The organism is Clostridium sp. AF37-5 (assembly GCF_003477605.1).
Lineage (GTDB): Bacteria > Bacillota > Clostridia > Lachnospirales > Lachnospiraceae > Eubacterium_F.
The window spans coordinates 153,631-175,868 of the sequence record NZ_QUDR01000004.1; the positions used below are offsets into that span (position 1 = coordinate 153,631).

General features: G+C 42.6%; 16 protein-coding genes, 1 tRNA gene and 1 other annotated feature. Of the genes, 7 read left to right on the top strand and 10 right to left on the bottom strand.

The window, feature by feature from the left end:
- Positions 1-23 precede the first annotated feature (23 nt).
- A complete protein-coding gene (locus DW019_RS04290) occupies positions 24-1,220 on the bottom strand; it encodes a hypothetical protein (protein WP_118442627.1) in 1,197 nt (398 codons plus the stop codon).
- 143 nt (positions 1,221-1,363) lie between these two features.
- Positions 1,364-3,148 carry a hypothetical protein gene (locus DW019_RS04295; protein ID WP_118442628.1) on the bottom strand — a complete coding sequence of 595 codons (1,785 nt, stop codon included), beginning with the start codon at positions 3,146-3,148 and terminating at the stop codon, positions 1,364-1,366.
- 634 nt (positions 3,149-3,782) lie between these two features.
- On the opposite strand from DW019_RS04295, the gene nadA reads away from it, so the two are divergent.
- The 5 genes from nadA to DW019_RS04320 are packed head-to-tail and all read left to right on the top strand — an operon-like array spanning position 3,783 to position 7,783.
- The gene (gene nadA, locus DW019_RS04300) at positions 3,783-4,691 is read left to right on the top strand and encodes a quinolinate synthase NadA (RefSeq protein ID WP_118442629.1); all 909 of its coding nucleotides are present in this window, start codon (positions 3,783-3,785) and stop codon (positions 4,689-4,691) included.
- A gap of 17 nt (positions 4,692-4,708) precedes the next feature.
- The gene (locus DW019_RS04305; RefSeq protein WP_118442630.1) at positions 4,709-5,995 is read left to right on the top strand and encodes an L-aspartate oxidase; all 1,287 of its coding nucleotides are present in this window, start codon (positions 4,709-4,711) and stop codon (positions 5,993-5,995) included.
- A complete protein-coding gene (gene nadC / locus DW019_RS04310) occupies positions 5,988-6,842 on the top strand; it encodes a carboxylating nicotinate-nucleotide diphosphorylase (protein ID WP_118442631.1) in 855 nt (284 codons plus the stop codon). Before DW019_RS04305 ends, nadC begins: the two co-directional genes overlap by 8 nt.
- A gap of 15 nt (positions 6,843-6,857) precedes the next feature.
- Positions 6,858-7,391: a transcription repressor NadR gene (locus tag DW019_RS04315; protein WP_181974994.1), complete on the top strand. Its 534-nt coding sequence runs from the start codon at positions 6,858-6,860 to the stop codon at positions 7,389-7,391.
- On the top strand, positions 7,388-7,783 hold the full coding sequence (locus DW019_RS04320) for a thioesterase family protein (RefSeq protein ID WP_117478913.1): 396 nt from the start codon (positions 7,388-7,390) through the stop codon (positions 7,781-7,783). Before DW019_RS04315 ends, DW019_RS04320 begins: the two co-directional genes overlap by 4 nt.
- A gap of 53 nt (positions 7,784-7,836) precedes the next feature.
- On the opposite strand, the gene DW019_RS04325 is transcribed toward DW019_RS04320, so the two are convergent.
- The 3 genes from DW019_RS04325 to tyrS form a co-directional block, all read right to left on the bottom strand.
- Positions 7,837-8,877, bottom strand: coding sequence for an Ig-like domain-containing protein (locus tag DW019_RS04325; protein ID WP_243024094.1), 1,041 nt, complete (start codon positions 8,875-8,877; stop codon positions 7,837-7,839).
- A gap of 400 nt (positions 8,878-9,277) precedes the next feature.
- Positions 9,278-9,351: transfer RNA gene (locus DW019_RS04330), tRNA-Pro, on the bottom strand.
- A gap of 358 nt (positions 9,352-9,709) precedes the next feature.
- On the bottom strand, positions 9,710-10,933 hold the full coding sequence (gene tyrS / locus DW019_RS04335; protein ID WP_117478912.1) for a tyrosine--tRNA ligase: 1,224 nt from the start codon (positions 10,931-10,933) through the stop codon (positions 9,710-9,712).
- Between the two features lie 56 nt (positions 10,934-10,989).
- Positions 10,990-11,259, bottom strand: a binding site (T-box leader).
- Between the two features lie 187 nt (positions 11,260-11,446).
- Here tyrS and DW019_RS04340 point away from each other — a divergent pair.
- Complete coding sequence (locus DW019_RS04340; RefSeq protein WP_182431039.1) at positions 11,447-13,543, top strand: L,D-transpeptidase; 2,097 nt, start codon at positions 11,447-11,449, stop codon at positions 13,541-13,543.
- A gap of 63 nt (positions 13,544-13,606) precedes the next feature.
- On the opposite strand, the gene DW019_RS04345 is transcribed toward DW019_RS04340, so the two are convergent.
- Genes DW019_RS04345 through DW019_RS04355 form a run of 3 tightly spaced genes read right to left on the bottom strand, consistent with a single transcriptional unit; the run spans position 13,607 to position 15,874 of the window.
- Complete coding sequence (locus DW019_RS04345) at positions 13,607-13,867, bottom strand: hypothetical protein (RefSeq protein ID WP_022376242.1); 261 nt, start codon at positions 13,865-13,867, stop codon at positions 13,607-13,609.
- A gap of 1 nt (position 13,868) precedes the next feature.
- Complete coding sequence (locus DW019_RS04350; protein WP_118442633.1) at positions 13,869-15,200, bottom strand: replication-associated recombination protein A; 1,332 nt, start codon at positions 15,198-15,200, stop codon at positions 13,869-13,871.
- Positions 15,197-15,874, bottom strand: a complete 678-nt coding sequence (locus DW019_RS04355) for a YigZ family protein (protein WP_118442634.1) — start codon at positions 15,872-15,874, stop codon at positions 15,197-15,199. The genes DW019_RS04350 and DW019_RS04355 overlap by 4 nt, the downstream gene beginning before the upstream one ends.
- A gap of 125 nt (positions 15,875-15,999) precedes the next feature.
- On the opposite strand from DW019_RS04355, the gene DW019_RS04360 reads away from it, so the two are divergent.
- Positions 16,000-18,546: a transglycosylase domain-containing protein gene (locus DW019_RS04360; protein WP_182431040.1), complete on the top strand. Its 2,547-nt coding sequence runs from the start codon at positions 16,000-16,002 to the stop codon at positions 18,544-18,546.
- Here the strand turns inward: DW019_RS04360 and DW019_RS04365 are convergent.
- Together DW019_RS04365 and uvrC are read right to left on the bottom strand one after the other, a co-directional pair.
- Positions 18,543-20,381, bottom strand: coding sequence for a YgiQ family radical SAM protein (locus tag DW019_RS04365; RefSeq protein ID WP_118442636.1), 1,839 nt, complete (start codon positions 20,379-20,381; stop codon positions 18,543-18,545). The genes DW019_RS04360 and DW019_RS04365 overlap by 4 nt on opposite strands.
- Positions 20,365-22,236, bottom strand: coding sequence for an excinuclease ABC subunit UvrC (gene uvrC / locus DW019_RS04370; RefSeq protein WP_118442637.1), 1,872 nt, complete (start codon positions 22,234-22,236; stop codon positions 20,365-20,367). Before uvrC ends, DW019_RS04365 begins: the two co-directional genes overlap by 17 nt.
- Between the last annotated feature and the right edge of the window lie 2 nt (positions 22,237-22,238).

Genomic DNA, 22,238 nt, shown 5'->3' on the forward strand with positions numbered 1-22,238 from the left:
GTTTCCCGTTTCGCTTTTATTTTTTAGTATACCGTAGCACTGCTTACGATTTTACTGGATACTTTTTTCTTACCGACCTTTGTCTGGTATCTCAACTGAATATAATATCTTTTTCCTTTTTTCAGTTTTTTCTTACCACACTTTGTAATCGTATAACTGGATTTCTTTGAGCTTAAGGATTTCACTTTCTTAAATCCACCATTTGATTTTGTGGATACATATACCTGATAACCGCTGGCACCGGAAACTTTCTTCCATTTCAAATAAATCTTTTTACCATTACTGCTGCGTTTTGCCGTTACTTTCTTACTGGATGCATGATATGTATATGGAGACCATGCACCATAATAAACTTTATTTCCAACAGTCACATAAGCTCTTACACGGGCTTTTACGAAAATTCCTCTTGGAAATGGTTTTACATAGGTGTAAGAACTTGTTGATGTAGCTCTGAAATATGTCTTTTTGCCATTTGCAGATTTCACTTCATACTGATAACCATCCGCATTGTTTACATCTGTCCAGATATATTTTGCTTCTTTCAGCGAATCCCAATAATACTGCATAGCAATCCGGCTTACTTTAATCGGAATCGCTTTCATCTCTACACCACTGCACTGGTCACCGGTTACTGTGCCGCCGGTCACATTTTTCACAGCAGCTACTGAAAATTTGGTAGATGTCGTTGCAGCAACACCGGTAATCGTTGCAGAATTTGTTGCTGATGTACCAATCTGTGTCCAATTGTAGTTAATATACCCATAAATCACATAAGAAGCTGCTCCTGCAGATGCATTCCATGACATGGAAACTGAATTCACACCTGCTGCTGTCTGTGTTAATCCGGTAACCTCCGTCGGTTTTGTCGATACGATAGCCGTCTCAGAAACACCGACCATCACATGAGTTCCCGAATAGTGACTACCATTGTATGCCACGACACGTGCATAATAGCTGGCACCTTGTGTTAAATTATATACCGAATCACTTGGTGATGAACTGTATTCCATATCGATCCAGTTTTTTCCATCCTGGCTAAACTGTGTATGGTAGTGTCCGGCTCCAAGCTGGGCATTCCATGCCAAATCCACGTAACTACTTCCTGCACCAGTCTGCTTTACACCCATGTTCACTGCTGCTTTACTCTGCGTTCCCGCTGCAAGGAAAACAACAAATGCAAAGACACATGCGGATAAAATTTTCGTGATACCTTTTTTCATCTTTTACTCTCCTTTTCTTTTCAAACTCAATCTGTGATAAATCAGATTAAATAATAATATAATACCGTCTCAATTATATAGCAGGTACATTTTATTTGTCAAGCAACAACGCGCAAAATTCAGGTAAATTTGATGTAAATCATTTAACAATTCTTTTCCTTTATCAGGCGCACTAATTTGTGTCTGAATGCTTTTTCGTAAACGTTTCCGGAATCGAACGCATACTTATTAAAATCGAACCGACTGTTTGCAATACGCTCCCTCGTATAAAATTTGTCTTCACCGTTTTGAAATGTCACCCATACAGCACCGGTCAGTTCCTCTGTCGTATAGTCTGATTTTTCCACCATCATCGGAATTGCCTTTTTACTAAGAAGAAATACGTGAGCGTAAGTGCCTACCGTCTCAGCCAAACGATTAATATTAATCTGACGCTCGGAGTCCTCTTCTTCCACAGCCAGAATAACCGGCAGTGTACGCGAATGGTCTGCGATAAATTCACTCAACATCTCAATTTCCTTCATTTTTTCTACTTTATGAGGCTTTGTCATCATTGGAATCACATCTGTATAACCAATCTTTCTAAAAATTTCATCTACAAAACGAGGTTTGTTAAAACTGTCACGAATCAAACGGTCCGGATTATGACAATAATCACAATCCACTTTCATACGAATATAGTCGCTTCGCTCCAAAATCACCTTAGTACGCCATACCACTCCTTTACGCTCCGCATCCGCGTGCTCAAATGTAAGTTTATAAAATCCAAGGCTTATATTCCCTAGTATTTGTAAATAATATCCTGCTTCATGGTATTCATAATCAATCGGTGTATCCGGTATTCCTTCCACAATATTCTGCAGCCGTCCCTGTGCCCATCCGGCAATGAATTTCACCGCCGTTAAAAATTCTTCATTTAAATCTCTTTGCGGGTCATGCGACAAAGTCACTTTTAGCTGGAATGAAGGCGTCACATCCAAAGGATTCAGTTCCAGTCTTTCATTTCGCTGAGGCTTCTCTACCTTTAATATGTCATGACATATTTTCGCAAGTTTGCGTTTTAACTTTGGCTCGTAATCCGCTACGGAATCATTAATGACTTTTACTATTAAATTGTAAGTAATTTTTTCATGGTAACCATCTCGAAGCAGTGCAAACAATACTTCCGGTCTGTTACATCGGTACAGACAGTAAGCTGCTTCTTCATTTTCATCCAAAAATTGACAGATTTCTTCTGCCAATGGCTCTAAATCAAACCGCAGGCGGAATTTTGCCTTAAGCATCATTTCCCACTTTCGCTCGGTATAATGATAATCTGCCAGCTTTTCAAATACATTTAATGTCGTCCAGTCACAAAGTTCCAGATTGGCAAGAACGCTGTTTAAGGTCCTTGACAAATCCTCGCGCCAAAAATCATCACCATACGGTGATTTGTAACGCATATCGTGTTCAATCTCATGCCATCCCTCGAAAGAAATGGTGCGAAGCTGAACTTCAAACGTCGCATCAATCGGCAGAAAACTAATGTCTCCATTATAGACACGCTGATATTCTTCCGGCACCCAGAACACGCCATTTAACTTAGATGCCTTAAATTCTTCTTCGGTATTGTCCGTTTTAGACCACTCGCCCACCTGCCGAAATGTTTTCTCCAAAATCGTCCGCACAATATCCATATCATCCTGATAATACACAACGACACGCAGTCCAATTAGATCCTGCATCTTCTTGTCGTGTTCCCCAAATCCATACCCCGGTTTTTCTAATTTCTGTGCAATGGAAAATGGTGTCTTCGCACGGCTGAAAATGCGAAAATAGATACCTGCACGGTTCAATATATTGCGAATGTCCTCTTCCAGCCTGTCTCCAATTCCTTCCACCTGTCGTATATGCATATTCTTTTGTATTTCATCTACATTATATTTCAATCCCCCATACCTTCTTTCTCAAAGCAATCTTTTTTTATTTTACCATTGTTTGGGTGAAAAAGAAAGCAGATTCAGAAATTCGTTTGTATCAAGTGTTCGTTGGCACTTTTTTTTGTTTTCCGTAATTCCGTAGAAAAGCTTTGCGTCTCGTGGGCACTCCCGTTTAACAAACACGTAAGGGTATGGGCATGCAAAATACGCAAGCCTCATACCCACGTGTTTGTACCCACGAGTCACAAAGTTTTTCTACGGAATTACGGAAGCCGAATAAAGGGACATCAAACACCCGGAGCAAACTATTTGTTTTACCCTCCACCGCTTTTAACAATCCCCCCAATTTCAATTCACAAACAATTCACAAATTATATTAAATTTGAACACCGTTTCGACACATTTGACTTTTATACTAAAGCCATAAGTTGAAACAAAGAACAACTTCAACTTATATGACAAATGCCAATTTCACATTTTTGATATTTTTTCATAAAACTCCTCTTTCAAAAGGGCGGCTGGGTTACCAGTCGCCCTTTCCCTTTTGTAAAGCTGTTACAGCAAATTTAATTTCTTTCTGTCTTGTCAGATGTAAAGTTTTGTGTTATGATAGGACACAATACACAGAAAGGAACAGATAATTATGTCTGATTTACAAAACCGTATTAAACAATTGAAACAAGAAAAAAATGCTGTTATTCTGGCACATTACTACGTTCATGACGAGGTACAGGAAATTGCTGACTACATCGGCGATTCCTTCTACTTAAGCAAAGTTGCCACGAAAACAGATGCTGATACCATCGTCTTTTGCGGTGTTTCGTTTATGGGCGAGAGCGCCAAAATCTTAAACCCGGAAAAGACTGTACTTATGCCGGATGAAACAGCAGACTGTCCGATGGCACACATGGCGGATATCGACCGAATTGAAGAACTCCGCAAAGAATATCCGGATTTAGCAGTTGTCTGCTACATCAATTCGACGGCAGAATTAAAGTGCCACGCAGATGTCTGTGTGACTTCTTCCAATGCAATCCGCATTGTAAAGGCACTTCCAAATAAGAACATTTTCTTTATTCCGGATGAAAACCTGGGACGTTTTGTTGCTAAACAGGTACCGGAAAAGAATTTTATTTTCAATGACGGCTATTGTCATGTACACGCATCTATCCGGAAGGATCAGGTAGAAGCTGCTAAAAAAGCTCATCCGAATGCACCTTTTATCGTTCACCCGGAGTGCCGCCCGGAAATTCTTGATTTGGCAGATTTCATTGGCAGTACATCCGAAATCATTGATTACGCTTCATCTGCCGATGCCAAAGAATTTATCATTGGTACGGAACTTGGCGTTTTATATGAACTAAAAAAACAAAACCCTGACAAGACCTTTTATTCGGCAGGTTCTGCTCAGTGTTGTCCAAATATGAAAAAGATTACACTCGAAAAAATTGTCCATGTTTTAGAGACAGGGGAGCATTCGATGTCTGTCACGGATGAAATGCGCACACAGGCAAACCGCCCTTTGGAGCGGATGCTTGAACTGGCAAAGTAAGGAAGGGAGATATTCTCATGAAACATACCGATTTTTTAATTGTAGGAACAGGGGCCGCCGGTTTATTCTGCGCCCTTCAGATTCCAAGCGATAAACAGGTTCTCATGATTACCAAAGAAGACGCTGACGAAAGCGATTCCTTTTTAGCGCAGGGCGGTATCTGTGTCTTAAAGTCGAACGATGATTACGACAGTTATTTTGAAGATACCATGCGTGCCGGGCACTATGAAAACCGAAAAGAATCCGTCGATATTATGATCCGCTCCTCGCAATCGATTATTAAGCAATTGGTGGAGTACGGCGTGGATTTCAAACGTGAAAATGGCGAGTTCTGCTACACCAGGGAAGGTGGTCACTCCGATTCACGTATTTTATTCCACGAAGATATTACCGGGGAAGAAATCACAAGCACACTTCTGGCGCGGACGAGAGAACGCGAAAACATTACCATTTTAGAACATACCACCATGTACGATTTTCTTATGGCAGATAATATTTGCTATGGCGTAATGGCTCAGATGGCGGATGGCTCAAAGGAAAAAATCACCGCTGATTATACGATGTTAGCATGCGGTGGACTTGGCGGCATTTACAAACATTCGACGAATTACCGCCATATTACCGGAGATGCTTTGGCAATTGCTAAAAATCATGGCATCCGGTTAGAGCACATTGACTACATCCAGATTCACCCGACTACTTTGTACTCCGAAAAACCGGGACGTCGCTTTCTGATTTCCGAATCCGTGCGCGGTGAGGGTGCGATTCTGCTGAATAAAGAGGGTAATCGTTTTGTCAATGAACTGCTGCCCCGCGACTTATTAACAAAAGAAGTCCACAAACAGATGGCAATTGATGACATGCCTTATGTCCGTCTATCGATGGCACCGATTCCAAAAGAAACGATTATCAGCCATTTTCCAAACATTTACAAACGCTGTCTGGAAGAGGGCTACGACTGCACAAAAGAACCAATTCCTGTCGTTCCGGCACAGCATTATTTTATGGGTGGTATCTGGGTTGACAAAGACAGCCACACTTCTGCCGGACATCTGTATGCGATTGGCGAGACGAGCTGCAACGGTGTACACGGAAAAAACCGTTTGGCAAGCAATTCTCTGTTGGAGAGTTTAGTATTTGCCCGCCGTGCTGCCACACATGCAATGGAAGAATATACCGCTTTGCCGGAAAAAACTTTTGATGATATTTTGCAAAATGATACATTAACAAACCTCACCGGATCCTACCACAAGGAATTGTTAGAGGCCATTGAAAAAGAAAGGGAGAAAACAAATCATGAATGAAATTACAATGCTTACAAATGCAGACCCGTTAATCCGCATGGCTCTTGCCGAGGATATCACGAGCGAAGACATTTCGACCAATGCCGTAATGCGGGAAGCAAAACAGGGTGAAGTTGATTTAATCTGTAAGGAAGACGGCATCATTGCCGGACTTTCAGTATTTAAACGTGTTTTTACGCTACTGGATGCGGACACGGAAATTACTTTTTTCTGTCAGGATGGCGATGAGGTAAAACAAGGTCAGAAAATGGGCGTCGTGCGAGGCGACATCCGTGTTCTCCTTTCCGGAGAAAGAACGGCACTGAATTATTTGCAGCGTATGAGCGGAATTGCCACTTATACCAATTCGATTACAAAACTGCTTGCCGGTTCTAAAACAAAATTATTAGACACGAGAAAAACAACACCAAATAACCGTATTTTTGAAAAATATGCCGTAAAGGCAGGTGGCGGTTATAATCACCGTTACAATCTTTCAGACGGTGTTTTGTTGAAAGATAATCACATTGGAGCTGCCGGCAGTGTGGCAAAAGCAGTTGAAATGGCAAAGGAATATTGTCCTTTTGTCCGTAAGATTGAAATTGAAGTGGAAAATCTTGATATGGTGAAAGAGGCGGCAGACGCCGGAGCAGATATTATTATGTTAGATAATATGTCGCATGACGACATGAAGGAAGCCATCCGTATCATTGACGGACGTGCAGAGACCGAATGTTCCGGCAATGTCACACGGGAAAACATTGCCAAATTAATTGACCTTGGCGTCGATTATATTTCCAGCGGTGCTTTAACCCACTCCGCACCAATTATGGATATTTCCCTGAAAAATCTACATGCAACAGAGTAAATGGAGGTACCGGATATGTCTGGAGAAAAACGACGAGACCGATTGCTTCAATATCTGGAGGAACACGACAAGCCGGTTTCCGGAACCGAACTGGCGAAGGAATTCGGCGTAAGCCGCCAGGTGATTGTGCAGGACATTGCACTTTTGCGAACCGGTCATGTAAAAATTATTGCAACCAACCGTGGATATCTGGTTCCACCGACTAAACCAAGCGGGGTTCGACGTATTTTCAAATGCCGTCATACGGATGAACAGGCAGAGGACGAATTAACCTGTATCGTGGATTTAGGCGGTATCGTAGAAAATGTATTTGTAAATCATAAAATTTATGGTAAAATTCAAGCAGATATGAATATCCGCTGCCGACGAGACATCAAAGAATTTATCGCAGGCATTAAAAGCGGAAAATCCACGCTTTTAAAAAATGTGACATCGGACTACCATTACCACACTGTCACCGCAGAGGAAGAACGGATTCTGGATGACGTGGAAGCGGAGTTAGCAAAGCGTGGTTATCTGGTAGAACAGAAAAAGGAGGAACTGCAATGAGTTTAGAAGTTGGAATTAAAGGAACCTGCACGGTTACTGCCGACGAGTCCAATTCGGCAAAAACAATGGGGAGCGGCACACTGGATGTATTTGCCACTCCTGCTATGATTGCTCTCATGGAAAAAACAGCATGGACAAGCGTGGCTCCGTATTTGGAAGCGGGCGAAGGAACCGTAGGAATCCATTTGGACATTTCACATGATGCCCCAACACCGCTTGGCATGACCATTACCTGCGAGAGTGAACTGGTAGAAATCGACGGACGAAAGCTGGTCTTTTCCGTCTCGGCAAAAGATGAAAAAGGGACCGTAATCGGACGCGGCACCCATGAACGCTTTGTGATTTTGGAAGAAAAATTCCAGGAAAAAGCAAATCGGGCTTTGTTAGGATAAAAAAAGAAGTTCAACCGCGTTGTAGTCTCCTGCGGTTGAACTTCTTTTTATTTTTAGTAAATCAATTCCACATCATCTAAATACCATGCTAAGTATTCTTTATTTGCCGGACCATAACTTCCACCAACTACAAAATCAAAGGTTGTCTGGCTTCGCAAATCTGCGGTCAGTTTCTTGTTAAACAACAGCGTCTTTGTCGCAAAACCAACATCTTTATCTGTCTCCTTGAACTTATGTCCTTTGGCGCTCTTGCCATTTTCCACCTGAGGCATACTGCCATCATCCGGTGTTTCCGGTGTCACCATACCCTCTGTATAATAGAATTTATAATACTCTTTCTCATTTGGAAGGGCATTGCTCTGTGTGGTATATGTGTTAAATGCATATTTTTTATTAATCGTGCCTGCTTTGCCAAAGAATGAGTTGATTCCAATTCCCACATGGCGGGACGCATCGCTGACAACACGAACTTTTACGCGGATTCCTTTATAATCACCCAATTTCTTTGCTGATATGCCTGTCAATTTTTCAAGGTCAACGGTAAATACCGGGCAAAAACTATAGAACTTTGGTATAACCTGAAGGACTTTGTTATTTGCATTTTCCGGATCTGTAATAACCTTCATTGTCTCTCCTTTTGCGAGATAATGTGCCGGTTCGTTTCCACCACTGGTAAGTCCCTCACCAAGTGTGTAATTTCCCCAATCCGTTCCTGCTGTGTAACTTTCAAAGTTTTCGACCATCTGAGACTGATATACAGCCTTTTTCTTTACTACTTTCTGTTTCACGGTAATTTTGCATTTCAGCTTCTTCTTACCGATTTTGGCAGTAATCACAGTCTTACCTTTTTTCTTTGCTTTTACAACACCCTTTTTCGTTACGGATGCAACTGCTTTTTTAGAAGATGACCATTTGACTTTTTTCTTTATGTTTTTCACTTTCAACGTCAGTTTTTTGCCAACATATAACGTTGCCTTTGTCTTATTTAATTTCATCTTCTTTTTGGCTGCCTGCCCCTCTGCCGGTGCAATCAAAAGTGTGCACGCAAGCGTCAGAGATAACACTGCTGCCATCGTTTGTTTCATTTCCCTCATAACGAAACCTCCTCCAATTTTTGATAGTTTAATTATAAGAAGATATGTAAAAAAAATCAACCGGAATTATAATTGAGTTTGTGGCAAGTGTTCGTTGGCACATTTTTTGTTTTCCGTAATTTCGTAGAAAAGCTTTGCGTCTCGTGGGCGCTCCCGCTTATTGAGTGCGTAGCGGTATGGGCGCTTATGCTGTCGCATATACAAGCACCTCATACCGACGTACTCAAAACCCACTCGTCACAAAGTTTTTCTACGGAATTACTGGAATCCAAATAAACTGACACATAACATTTGCCACAATCCAATTATTTAAAAATCCGCTTTTTATACCTTCTTTACAGCCGTTTAACTTTTTTGATATTAAAAAAGATCCTCTCTCCTACTAAGAAAGGACCTTATATCGGCGTGACGGGATTCGAACCCACGGCCTCTTCGTCCCGAACGAAGCGCTCTACCAAACTGAGCCACACGCCGAACAACAAAATATATTTTACTACGAAAATTGCATTTATGCAAGTAAAATTTTTGTCGTTTTTGTATTGGCAACAAAAACCCCCATGAGCGGCCACTCATGGGGGTTTTGTCGTAACTTAACGATTAATACTTATTACTTTTGCCTAATCACAGTATATCAGATTTTTGGCAAAATACAACACTTTTAAGTATATTTATCATAAAAATTTAAACATCCCAAGCCGCCATATCTCCTGAAAAACTTTAGTGGCTGCCATGCATAGGAATACGCGGGTATCCGGCATGCGTCGTGTGCATGCCGATACCCCTGCGCATTCCTCAAGCGAAAGCGTGCATGGTGCCACTAATTTTTTTCTTTTTATTTTAAGACCATCCTTCTAAAGTTCTTCTTACCTTTTTTCAGCACCACACCATCACCGGCTAATTTCCCGCCGTCAATCTGTGCATGAATGTCAGTAATTTTTTCACCATCAATGGCAACACCACCCTGCTGAACGGCACGGCGCGCTTCCGAATTGGATGGCACCATTCCGGATTTATTCAACAGATTAAGAATACCGATTGTGCCATTTTCCAAATCTTCATCAGTTAATTCTACGGTAGGCATTTCTGCCGCGTTTCCGCTGCTAAACAGTGCTTTTGCGCTCTCCTGTGATTTCATGGCCTCTTCTTCTCCGTGAACCAGTTTGGTAAGCTCAAATGCAAGAATTTCTTTTGCTTTGTTTAACTGTGCGCCTTCCCAGTCGGACATCGCATCAATTTCCTCCAATGGAAGGAATGTAAGCATGCGGATGCACTTCAACACATCGCTGTCATCCACATTTCTCCAGTACTGGTAGAACTCAAACGGTGATGTTTTCTCCGGATCAAGCCAGACAGCTCCCTTTGCGGTTTTACCCATCTTTTTGCCCTCTGAGTTTAACAACAGCGTAATCGTCATAGCATGCGCATCTTTTCCTAATTTACGGCGAATCAATTCCGTACCGCCGAGCATGTTGCTCCACTGGTCATCGCCGCCAAACTGCATGTTACAGCCATAATCCTGAAACAGTTTGTAAAAATCATAACTCTGCATAATCATGTAGTTAAATTCCAAAAAACTGAGACCTTTCTCCATCCTCTGCTTGTAGCACTCAGCGGAAAGCATACGGTTTACACTAAAATGCGCTCCTACATCACGAAGCACCTCAATGTAGTTCAAATCCATGAGCCAGTCTGCATTGTTGACAAGAATTGCTTTCCCCTCGGAAAAGTCGATAAAACGACTCATCTGTTTCTTAAAACAATCCACGTTGTGCTGAATCGTCTCCGGTGTCATCATCTGACGCAAATCCGTTCTTCCGGATGGGTCACCAATCATCGCTGTACCGCCGCCTACTAACGCAATCGGTTTATTGCCCGCCATCTGCAAACGTTTCATCAGGCAAAGTGCCATAAAATGTCCGACATGCAGACTGTCAGCGGTCGGGTCAAAACCAATGTAAAAAGTAGCCTTTCCATTATTTACCATGTCTCGAATTTCTTCTTCGTTTGTCACCTGAGCGATTAAGCCTCTGGCAACTAATTCTTCATATACCTGCATTTTTTCCTCCATTCTAAAGCTGCCGCTTTTTATAATAAAAAAATCTCTCACCCTATTCAAAGGACGAGAGATATCATATCCCGTGTTACCACCTTTTTTCACAATCGACTCACATCAACTGCCTCATCAAGTACACCTACCGGATGGCACGAATACTCCTGCACGATAACGTGTGCCGGGTTTCCCCTCTTCCGTCGGCACCTACCTGATTTCAATGCCGAAGCTCCAAGATGTATTCCAAATAAGCGATTTCCCATGCCTCTCACCAGCCGGCTATTCTCTGTTGGCTCTTTCTTACTCGTACTTCTTCTCTTCTTTGCCTATGTGGGTATCTTAATATATCAAAACATTTTTGTCAAGAACACTTTTTGTAAAAGAACTGACACATATCCTTCTTATAATAAGGCATGATTTCTTGACAAACATTAGGAAATGTGCGATTATGAAAGAACTTGGCGTCATGTTTAAAGTCATGCCGTCAAATAGTGAATGGAACAGAATGGAGGTTTTATCATGAAACGTACTTACATAAGAAGTTTGCTTGTGTTCGTATTTGCTTCTTTATTTCTGACATTTTCCTTTGTCAGCACACCGGCAAAAGCTGCGGCTGCTGCCACAGAAGCACCATCTACGCACAAAGCGGTTTTGACTACAAATCGTGCCGCCGGCACAGCAAATTACACCGTAACCGGTCTGGATTTGGCATCCGATACCGCACTTACGATTAATGCAGTAAATTCTTCCACAAAGAAAACTGCTTTTACAAAAAATGTCACTCTCGACGAGACTAACTGCAAAGAAGGCACTTTTACAGGAAACATTACTTTGGCGGACTTAAAATATGCATTTGCCAATTATACAGTAACCGTAACAATTGGTACAAAAACATTGACCGCCGGCACTGCTGACTTTACGATTCATACAGCAAAAGCAGGTCTTTCCATCACAGGAAATACCGGTGCCGCTGTTCGTACTGCTGCCTTCGTATCAAAAGAAGCCACAGGCGGTGTTTTAGTTCCCGGTACCGGAAACCAGATTTCCATCCAGATTTGGAACAAAAACCGCGCAGAATCCACCGCAGTAACCGTAGGCAAAGCAATGGGATTGAATGCGAACCAGAACTGGTCTGTTGATGTTTCCAAATCCGGAAATTATTATGGCAAATGGGGCGCAAAGGCCGTTGTTACAAACAGCAATTGGAAAACACAGTATACTTTAGCTTCTACCGAATATAATGTTGTCCCTTCCTGCACTTCATTTGTTACAAAGAAAACAAAAGCATTGGAGAAGAAAAAGGCATTTGCCATTCAACTTAGCGGATTGACTAACGTATTCGGTGTAAATGGTGTAACATTCCAGGTATTTAACAGCGATGGCAGACAGGTTGCTACACTTTCCGGCAAGAAAAAGACAACTTCTTATTATAAAGAAGTTACGATGAAAACCTTAAAATACAATTTGGATTTATTTACAATTAAAGCGGTTGTGATCGATTCCAACAATAAAACTTATACGCTTGCACAGACAACAAAAGCTGACCAGCGTATGAAAAAGGGAACTCTTACCGTTACTAAAAAGAAAAATGCAACCTGCATCTATAAATTGTCCGGAGCTTATGTTCCCGGCAATATCAAAAAGGTTGAATTTGATATTTACCGGATTAAAAACGGTAAAAAGAAAAAGCTTGGCACATACAAAGCAAAAGCTTCTTCCAATAAAAAGACCTACACCGTAACAGTAAAAAATGAAGCAAAAGGAACTTACGAGGTTCGTGCATTTGCGACATCCGCATGGAAAAGCAGACTGTTGCTGAAAAAGAAAAAGTTCAAACTGAAAAAGTCAGACCTTGGTAAAAACGGCTGGTATTATGAAAAATATAAGGGAAAGAAATACAAATTCTATTATATTAACAATGAAAAACAGACCGACCTTACTAAGATTTTGAAACTGAAAAAAAGCAGTTCCTCTCATCAGAACAAGTTTTACATCGAAGTAAACCGTGCCGCATGTGTTGTTACGATTTACATGTACAACGATGAGACAAACAAATACGATATTCCGGTTAAAACGTGTTCTGTATGTGTCGGCAGTGACATCTGGACCGTTGCCGGTACCGGTGGCCTCCATGAGAAGTCAGCATATACTCCAATAGGTACATATTCGGTATGCACAAACGGCCAGTCCGTAAAATATACGATGAAACCGATGCATGAGCCGGATGGCAGTACTGTATATGCACGCTGGGCAACCCACATTGTCGGCAATGTTTATTTCCACTCGATTGCCGTCGGCACACAGTCTCATTATGCACTGCCTGCTGTCACCTACAACAAGCTTGGCAGACCTGCTTCTGCCGGATGTATCCGTATGGCAGTAGCGGATGCGAAGTGGATTTACGATTATACTTCAACCGGCAATACCATTAAAATCGTAAAGGGAAGCACAAAGAAACCGGGTCCTCTCGGCAAAGCAAAGACCATCAAAGTGAAAGGTGGCATCAACTACGACCCAACAGATCCCGGTGTACCGGATTCCCGCAAGAAAAAAGATTATAAAGCAAAACGAATCAGTGGATATCTGACAAAAAAAGGTAAAAAAATCGGATACTAAAAAAGATAAAAGAAAAGCTGTAAATTGGTGAATTTCATCAGTTTACAGCTTTTTTAATATCTGTTATTTTTCTTTCTTTATGTTTTCCCTATCCCGGTTCATAAACGATTTGGCAAATTGAATATAAAGCCAAAACAGAATTGGCAGTAAAATGCTGGAACCAATACACATTTTAAACAATTCCGGTGCCGCCTTTGATGTGGTGATTCCTGCAATCAAAGTTACAATATACAACGCAACTAAAAAGATTACACCAATAATTGCTGCAATACGCACACCCTTCGGATATGAACTTTCAAATTTTTCTTTTTTCTCTTCTGCCATCTTACCATTCCTCCTTATCTGCTCCAATTTTCTTCATATGCTGCTTAATTTCCTTTTCATAACCATTCTCCGATAAATGGAAAAACCGCTCGGATTCCGCCTCATCCGGCAGATACTGCTGTCTTACATAATGATTTTCGTAATCATGGGAATACTGGTACCCGATGCCATGTCCGAGTTTTGCCGCACTTTTATAATGGGCATCCATCAAATGCGCCGGAATCCGGTAATTCGGATGCGTTTTAACATAATCCATGGCATCATCAATTGCAACAATTGCTGAATTGCTCTTCGGTGCACATGCCACATAAAGCGCCGCCTGTGAAAGCACAATTCTTGCCTCCGGCATACCAAGCCGCTCAACTGCCTGTGCCGCCGCGGTCGCCACGACAAGAGCCTGTGGGTCAGCATTTGAAACATCCTCCGCCGCACAAATCATGATTCGTCTGGCAATAAATTTGATGTCCTCACCGGCATACAGCATTCTCGCCAGATAATAAACTACGGCATCCGGGTCAGAGCCCCGCATACTTTTAATAAATGCCGAAATGGTATCGTAATGATTATCCCCTGTTTTATCATAGCGGAGTACACGTTTTTGAATACATTCCTCGGCAACTTCCATCGTAATATGAATTTTGCCATCTGCACCTCTCTCGGTTGTCAAAACACCAAGTTCAATCGCATTTAAAGCGCTTCTGGCATCACCACCGCTGATGTCAGCGAGAAATTCCAAAGCGTCTTTTTCAATGACCGCATCAAAACTTCCAAGCCCCTTTTCTTTGTCTGTCACGGCGCGCAACAAAAGTTCCTTGATTTCATCTTTTTCCAATGCCTTTAATTCAAAAATAATCGAGCGGGACAAAAGCGCACCATTTACTTCAAAATAAGGATTTTCCGTTGTTGCACCAATCAAGACAATGGTGCCATCTTCAACAAACGGAAGCAAATAGTCCTGCTGGCTTTTATTAAAGCGGTGAATCTCGTCAATAAACAAAATCGTCTTACGCCCATAAGCCCCCCAGTTTTCTTTTGCTTTTTCAACAACTTCTTCCATATCTTTTTTACCGGCTGATGTCGCATTAATCTGGAGAAATGCTGCACTTGTCGTATTCGCAATTACTTTCGCTAACGTCGTTTTCCCGGTTCCCGGCGGTCCATAAAAAATCAGTGAACTTAATTTATCTGCCTGAATTGCCCGGTACAATAATTTATCTTTTCCGATAATATGTTTCTGTCCCACAACCTCGTCCAAGGTAGTCGGACGGAGTCTTGAAGCAAGTGGCGATTCGGTCTCTTTTTTCTGCTCGCTCATATAATCTAATAAATTCATGATTCCTTTCCTTCCTGCCGTTTATCCATCTGTATAACTTCGTCTCCATGGAAACCATAACACAGTTTTTCGCCCCGTTCAAGTTTAGCTTTCGCAGCTGTTTTCTCCGTCAGTGCCGTTTCAAATGAATCAATTTTCTCCTCCGGCACCAAAACCCGAAACACAACCTCATTTCCATATTCACACGATAACTCGCGAATCTCGTTGGTTCTTGCTAAATATTGGATTTTTCCAACCTCGTTATAATCCACTGTAACGGTCAGCGGGTAACCGGTCTCTTTTTCTAAAAGTACACAGTGATTTAATCCCTCTTTCATCGCACCGGAATACGCTCTTACAAGCCCCCCAGTACCAAGAAGAGTTCCTCCAAAATATCTTGTGACGACTGCCACAACATTATAAATTCCCTGTCCATCCAAAATATCCAACATCGGTCGGCCGGCCGTTCCTGATGGTTCCCCGTCATCGCTGCAGCGCACCGTATCCTTATTTTCACCTAAAATATAGGCAAAGCAGTTATGTCTGGCATCATAATATTTTTTCCGCATCGCGGTAATTTTTTCAAGTGCTTCTTCTTCCGTTGTGACCGGAAAAATGTTCGCAATAAAACGGGATTTCTTTTCTATAATTTCCCCTTGTCCACCTTCGTAGAGTATCTTAGATGCTGTTTCCATCCGTTTCGTTCCTTTCTCTTACTTCGTTCCTACTCCTTACTATTATAGTAATTGCCCTTTCCCTTTTCAAGAGTTTTTGTTATACTAAAAAGAAAAGGAAACATTCAGGAAGGAAAGGACCGCACATGAATTTTAGTCATAAGGGAATCCAGAATCGAAAACATCAGCTTGAATCCGCAGCCACTCACCGTCTGCACAAATTACAGCTTATGGGAATTCGTCTTACTCTCATCGGGCTTATTTTTATCAGCCTTTTTGCTGGAAGTTTCCTGATTGGGATGTACACAAGCATCTTATCTTCGACACCGGATGTGAACTCTATCCAGATTGTTCCAAAAGGCTATACAACAACGATTGTGGACAGTGAGGGAAATCCGATTCAGTCCTTAGTTGGAAAAGATGCCAACCGTGAATATGTTACATTGGATAAAATTCCGGAGAATCTCCAAAATGCCTTTATTGCCATTGAGGACGAGCGTTTCCGCAAGCATAACGGCGTGGATACGCAGGGCGTTTTACGCGCACTGACCATCGGCATAAAAAACAAGGGCGATTTTACACAGGGTGCCAGCACGATTACACAGCAGTTATTGAAAAACCAGGTATTTGAGGGTGGCGAGGAAACCACTCTCTTTGAAAAAATAAAGCGTAAGCTGCAGGAGCAGTTTCTTGCTTTGCAGACCGAAAAAAAATACAGTAAAAACCAAATTCTCGAGTATTACTTAAATACCATTAACCTCGGGCAAAATACACTTGGTGTACAGGCAGCATCCAAACGGTATTTTAATAAAAATGTTTCTGACCTCACCCTTTCCGAGTGTGCGGTTCTTGCCGGCATTACGCAGAACCCATCAACGTACAATCCGATTTCCCATCCGGCGAAAAACAGTCAGAAACGCACAACTGTTTTAACCTATATGAAAAATCAGGGATATATTTCCAGTAAAGAATACACCGATACTCTCCGTGACCCGGTTTATGACCGCATCCAAAAAGTGAATAAACAAACATTTTCAAGTTCTTCCATTACCTCGTATTTTACCGATGCTTTGATTGAGCAGGTAATTCAGGATCTGAAAGCCAAATGCGGCTACACGGAAACGCAGGCTTATAACGCACTGTACAGCCGCGGCCTGACGATTTACAGCACGCAGGACAAATCTATGCAAAAAACCGTCGATTCAATGATGAACAACAAAAAATATTATCCTGCGAACTCTCGGTATGAACTAACTTATCAATTGATTGTTACGCACAAGGACGGAACGCAGATTACCTATTCCTTTTCCGATATGAAGAAATGGTTTAAAAGTAGAAAGAAGAAAGTTATATCCGGATTATATAAAAAGAAATCCACTGCCAGAAAACAAATCAAGCAGTTCCGAGCTGCTATGCTGACGAAAGATGATACCGTGCAGTCTGAGACGATTGACCTCGTAATTGAACCGCAGTCCTCCTTTGTTGTAATCGACCAGCATACCGGTGCCGTAAAAGCGCTTGTCGGCGGTCGCGGTGATAAAAACGCAAGCCGCACACTGAACCGTGCAACGGATTCGGTGCGCCAGCCCGGCTCAACCTTTAAGATTTTATCGACATACCTGCCGGCACTTGACACTGCCGGCATGACGCTGGCAACCGTACAGGATGACGCCCCTTATTACTATCCGGGTACAAAACGGAAAGTGAAAAACTGGTACGGAAACTCCTACCGCGGACTTACTTCCCTGCGTGAAGCAATGGCGCAATCCATGAATGTAGTTGCCGTCAAAACATTGAAGGATGTAAGTCCTAAAACCGGATATGATTATTTATTAAATTTAGATTTTACTACTTTGGTTGACAACTATACCAGTCAGGATGGAAACACCTATACGGATATTTCTCTCCCACTTGCTCTTGGAGGATTGACTAAGGGCGTTACCAACTTAGAATTAACGAACGGCTTTGCTACCATTGCCAATCAGGGACTTTATCATCCCGCCTTCTTTTATACAAAAATTGTCGACCATGACGGAAATGTGTTACTCGACAACACAACGAATACGGATACCAAACAGGTCATGAAAGAATCGACTGCATGGCTCCTTACCAGTGCAATGGAAGACGTGATTACAAAAGGAACCGGCAGCCGCTTAAAATTCAAAAAAATAAATATGCCGCAGGCAGGAAAAACCGGCACCTCCACCAGCAACCGCGACTTGTGGTTTATCGGCTACACACCGTACCTCACAGCTGGTATCTGGGGCGGTTATGATTCCGGGCAAAAGCAAACATCTCTCACCTATCAAAAAGATTTGTGGCGTGACACGATGGAGAAGTTAAATCAAAATTACACAAAAGTTTCATTCAAGAAACCGGACTCTATCACAACCGCTGTTATTTGTACAAAATGCGGAAAACTTGCAATCAACGGTATTTGCAACAAGGCTGTTGGCGGCTCCTGCATAAAAAAAGAATACTTTGATAAAGAGTCCGTACCAAAGGAGAAATGCGACTGCCATGTGCGTTGCAAAATCTGCAAAGCCTCCGGACATCTTGCCGGCGACGGCTGCCCATCCTCACAGATTTATACAGCCGTTTACCTGCAAAAAAATGAGTCCACGCAAACCGCAGACTCATCGTTAAGCATTCCCCGCTATCTCGTAGGCTCCACGTGTAAAATCCACAACTAACGGCGCTTACGCTTTCTCGGAGAAATCAGACATTTTTTATCAAATCCAATTAAATCATTCCGCCCTGCCTTGAGCAGGGCCTCTTTTACTAAATCATAATTTCCAGGCTCCCTGTATTGAATTAATGCTCGCTGCATAGCCTTTTCATGGGAAGATTTCGGCACATAAATCGGCTCCATCGTACGAGGATCAAGTCCCGTATAATACATGCAGGTCGAAATCGTTGATGGCGTCGGATAAAAATCCTGCACCTGCTCCGGCATGTAGCCGAGGTCTCTAATATATTCCGCCAGTTCAATCGCATCCTTTAGCGTCGAACCCGGGTGAGAAGACATAAAATAAGGAACTACATACTGTTTCTTCCCCGTCCTTTTATTTACTTTTTCATAGCGTTTGCAAAACTTTTCATAGACCGCATGCGGTGGCTTTCCCATCGCCCGCAAAACATTATTAGAAACATGTTCCGGCGCCACTCTAAGCTGCCCGCTGATATGGTCTCTGCAAAGTTCACTAAGAAACGTATCATCCGTTTCCTGCATCACATAATCAAACCGGATTCCGGAACGGACAAATACTTTCTTAATTCCCGGCAAACGCTTCAGTTTCCGAAGCAGTGAAACATAATCCTTATGGTCAACTTTCAGATTCGGACACGGTTTGGGGAACAAACATTGCTTCATCTGGCAGACACCTTTTTCAAGCTGCTTGTCACACGAGGGTCTTCTGAAATTTGCTGTCGGTCCTCCCACATCGTGTATATATCCCTTAAATCCGGTTTTAACAGTCATCCCTTTTGCTTCTTCCAAAATCGACTCATGGCTTCTGACCTGAACAATTCTTCCCTGATGAAATGTGAGGGCACAGAAATTACAGCCGCCAAAACATCCACGGCAGCTTGTCAGACTAAACTGAATCTCGGAAATTGCCGGAACACCGCCTGCTGCCTCATAGGATGGATGATACGTTCCCACATAGGGATAGGCATAAATATCATCCATTTCCTGCGTAGTAAGTGGCTTTGCCGGTGGATTCTGCACAACCAACACTTTATTCGGATATGCTTCAACTAACGGTTTTGCCGTAAATGCATCAGTATTTTCATATTGCACATAAAAACTTTGTGCGTATTTTTTCTTATCCGTACTAACTTCTTCAAACGCAGGAAGAGAAATCGGCTCATACGCACTCAATTCCCCTTCTTTTGTACGGTACACAGTTCCCGCAACATACGTGATATCATGAATGGAAATACCGGCGTCTAACGCCTCTGCAATTTCAAGCATACTGTGTTCTCCCATGCCATACGAAATCATATCCGCACCGGAATCCAGTAAAATCGAGCGTTTCACCTTATCCGACCAGTAATCGTAATGCGCCAGCCGCCGTAAGCTCGCCTCGATTCCACCAAGAATAATCGGCGTATGTTTATACGTTCTGCGAATCAGATTCGAGTACACAACGGTTGCATAATCCGGGCGTTTCCCCATCACGCCGCCCGGCGTATACGCATCCGTTTTTCGTCTCTTTTTCGCCACCGTATAATGGTTTACCATGGAATCCATATTTCCTGCACACACTAAAAAAGCAAGGCGTGGCTCACCCAATTTTGTGATACTTGCATCGTCTTTCCAATCCGGCTGCGAAATAATTCCAACTTTATAACCATTTGCCTCCAAATGTCTGCTGATAATTGCCGGTCCGAAAGAAGAGTGGTCCACATAAGCGTCCCCAATGACAAATACAAAATCGCACCGGCTCCACCCCCGCCGTTTCATTGCTTTTTTACTCATTGGCAGAAAATCATCTGCCGCTTTTTTTTCATTCAGATTTGTCATCTCTTTCACCTTCTCTCTGTTTCGCTGCAAAAAACTGAACAACGGATTCCGCAGCCTGACGATTCATTTCCGGAATCTCCATCAGCTCTTCCACATCTGCTTTCTGAATCTCAGCTAATGACTGATAGGTCCGCATCAGCGCTTTACGCCTTGTGGCACCAATCATCGGAATATCATCAAGAATCGAATGAACCTGCGTCTTACTTCGAATCTGCTTATGATACTCAATCGCAAAACGGTGTGTTTCATCCTGCACTCTCGTAATCAGGCGAAATCCCTCACCGTGTGTATCAATCGGAATTTCTTCATTCTTAAAATACAGCCCGCGCGTCCTATGGTGGTCATCCTTTACCATGCCGCAGACCGGTATTGTTATATCTAATTTTAACAAAACTTCTTCTGCAATATTTACCTGACCTTTTCCACCATCCATAAAAATAATATCCGGCAGATTGCGAAAAGAATCCATCTCCGACAAACCTTCCCGTTTGCTGTGTTCAAAACGTCTCGTCAGCATTTCCCGCATAGCACCATAATCATCCGGCCCGCTCACGGAACGGATACGAAACTTACGGTAATCATTCTTTTTCGCTTTTCCCTCTTCAAACACAACCATTGAACCAACCGTCTCAAAACCATTGATATTTGAGATATCATACGATTCCACACGGCTGAGTCCGGAAATACCAAGCAAGCCTTCGATTTCCTCCATCGCACCTTTCGTCCTCGCCCGCTCTCTCTGTAACTTCTCAGCATCCTTTTGAAGCACCATCCGGGCATTTTTCTTCGCCAACTCAAGCATGCGCTCTTTCTGACCGCGCTGTGGATAGCGGAAATACACCTTATGTCCGCGTTTTGCCGAAAGCCACTCAAGGATAGCATCTGCATCTTCCACTTCCTGCTCTAACCAGATTTCTTTCGGAATATACGGCGTTCCGGCATACATCTGTTTAATGAAAGCAGACAAAACAGCCCCTTCTGTCTCCTCATTTGTTCCGGTCAGATAGTAATGCTCTCTCCCTAGCATTTTTCCGCCGCGGATAAAAAACACCTGTACTACTGCATCCTCTTTTCCGCGCGCCATCGCCACGATGTCACGATCTTCAAAATCCTCTGATGTAATTTTTTGCCGTTCTGTCACCTGACGGACACTTTGTATCAAATCACGGTATGTGGCAGCCTCCTCAAAATTCATCTCTGCTGCTGCACGCTGCATTTTCTCCTCAAGTTCCTTCAATACCGATTTGGTATCCCCCAGCAAAAACTTCAGGGCGCGCTCAAAATCTGCCCGGTACTCCTCCTTTTTCACATGTCCTTGGCACGGTGCCGGACACTGCCCAATCTGATGATACAGACAAGGTCTTTCTTTTCCTATATCACGTGGCAGCACACGGTGGCAGTTTCGCAGATGAAACAACTGATTCACCAGTTCAATTGTATCACGAATCGCCTTGCCACTTGTAAACGGTCCAAAATACTTACAGCCGTCCCGTTTCATCTGACGCGCAAAAAGAAGCCTTGGGTAGGCTTCTGAAACCGTCGCTTTTAAGAAAGGATAGCTCTTGCCATCCTTTAACATTGTATTATACCGTGGGGAATGTTCCTTAATCAGATTGCACTCTAACACCAATGCTTCCAGTTCACTGTCCGTCACAATATACTCAAACCACGCAATACGGTCAATCATCCGCTGTATTTTAGGCGTCACATGACGGCTCTTCTGAAAATACTGGCGTACTCTGTTTTTTAGACTAATTGCCTTTCCCACATAAATAATCTCATCCGTTTTGTCATGCATGAGATACACGCCCGGCTTACCGGGCAGTTTTTTCAATTCCTCTTCCAGATTAAACACAT

Bases quoted from the DNA above. Each gene is read 5' to 3' on its own strand.
- DW019_RS04290 (WP_118442627.1), bottom strand. From the start codon at position 1,220: ATGAAAAAAGGTATCACGAAAATTTTATCCGCATGTGTCTTTGCATTT.
- nadA (WP_118442629.1), top strand. From the start codon at position 3,783: ATGTCTGATTTACAAAACCGTATTAAACAATTGAAACAAGAAAAAAAT.
- DW019_RS04305 (WP_118442630.1), top strand. From the start codon at position 4,709: ATGAAACATACCGATTTTTTAATTGTAGGAACAGGGGCCGCCGGTTTA.
- nadC (WP_118442631.1), top strand. From the start codon at position 5,988: ATGAATGAAATTACAATGCTTACAAATGCAGACCCGTTAATCCGCATG.
- DW019_RS04315 (WP_181974994.1), top strand. From the start codon at position 6,858: ATGTCTGGAGAAAAACGACGAGACCGATTGCTTCAATATCTGGAGGAA.
- DW019_RS04320 (WP_117478913.1), top strand. From the start codon at position 7,388: ATGAGTTTAGAAGTTGGAATTAAAGGAACCTGCACGGTTACTGCCGAC.
- DW019_RS04325 (WP_243024094.1), bottom strand. From the start codon at position 8,877: ATGAGGGAAATGAAACAAACGATGGCAGCAGTGTTATCTCTGACGCTT.
- tyrS (WP_117478912.1), bottom strand. From the start codon at position 10,933: ATGCAGGTATATGAAGAATTAGTTGCCAGAGGCTTAATCGCTCAGGTG.
- DW019_RS04340 (WP_182431039.1), top strand. From the start codon at position 11,447: ATGAAACGTACTTACATAAGAAGTTTGCTTGTGTTCGTATTTGCTTCT.
- DW019_RS04345 (WP_022376242.1), bottom strand. From the start codon at position 13,867: ATGGCAGAAGAGAAAAAAGAAAAATTTGAAAGTTCATATCCGAAGGGT.
- DW019_RS04350 (WP_118442633.1), bottom strand. From the start codon at position 15,200: ATGAATTTATTAGATTATATGAGCGAGCAGAAAAAAGAGACCGAATCG.
- DW019_RS04355 (WP_118442634.1), bottom strand. From the start codon at position 15,874: ATGGAAACAGCATCTAAGATACTCTACGAAGGTGGACAAGGGGAAATT.
- DW019_RS04360 (WP_182431040.1), top strand. From the start codon at position 16,000: ATGAATTTTAGTCATAAGGGAATCCAGAATCGAAAACATCAGCTTGAA.
- DW019_RS04365 (WP_118442636.1), bottom strand. From the start codon at position 20,381: ATGACAAATCTGAATGAAAAAAAAGCGGCAGATGATTTTCTGCCAATG.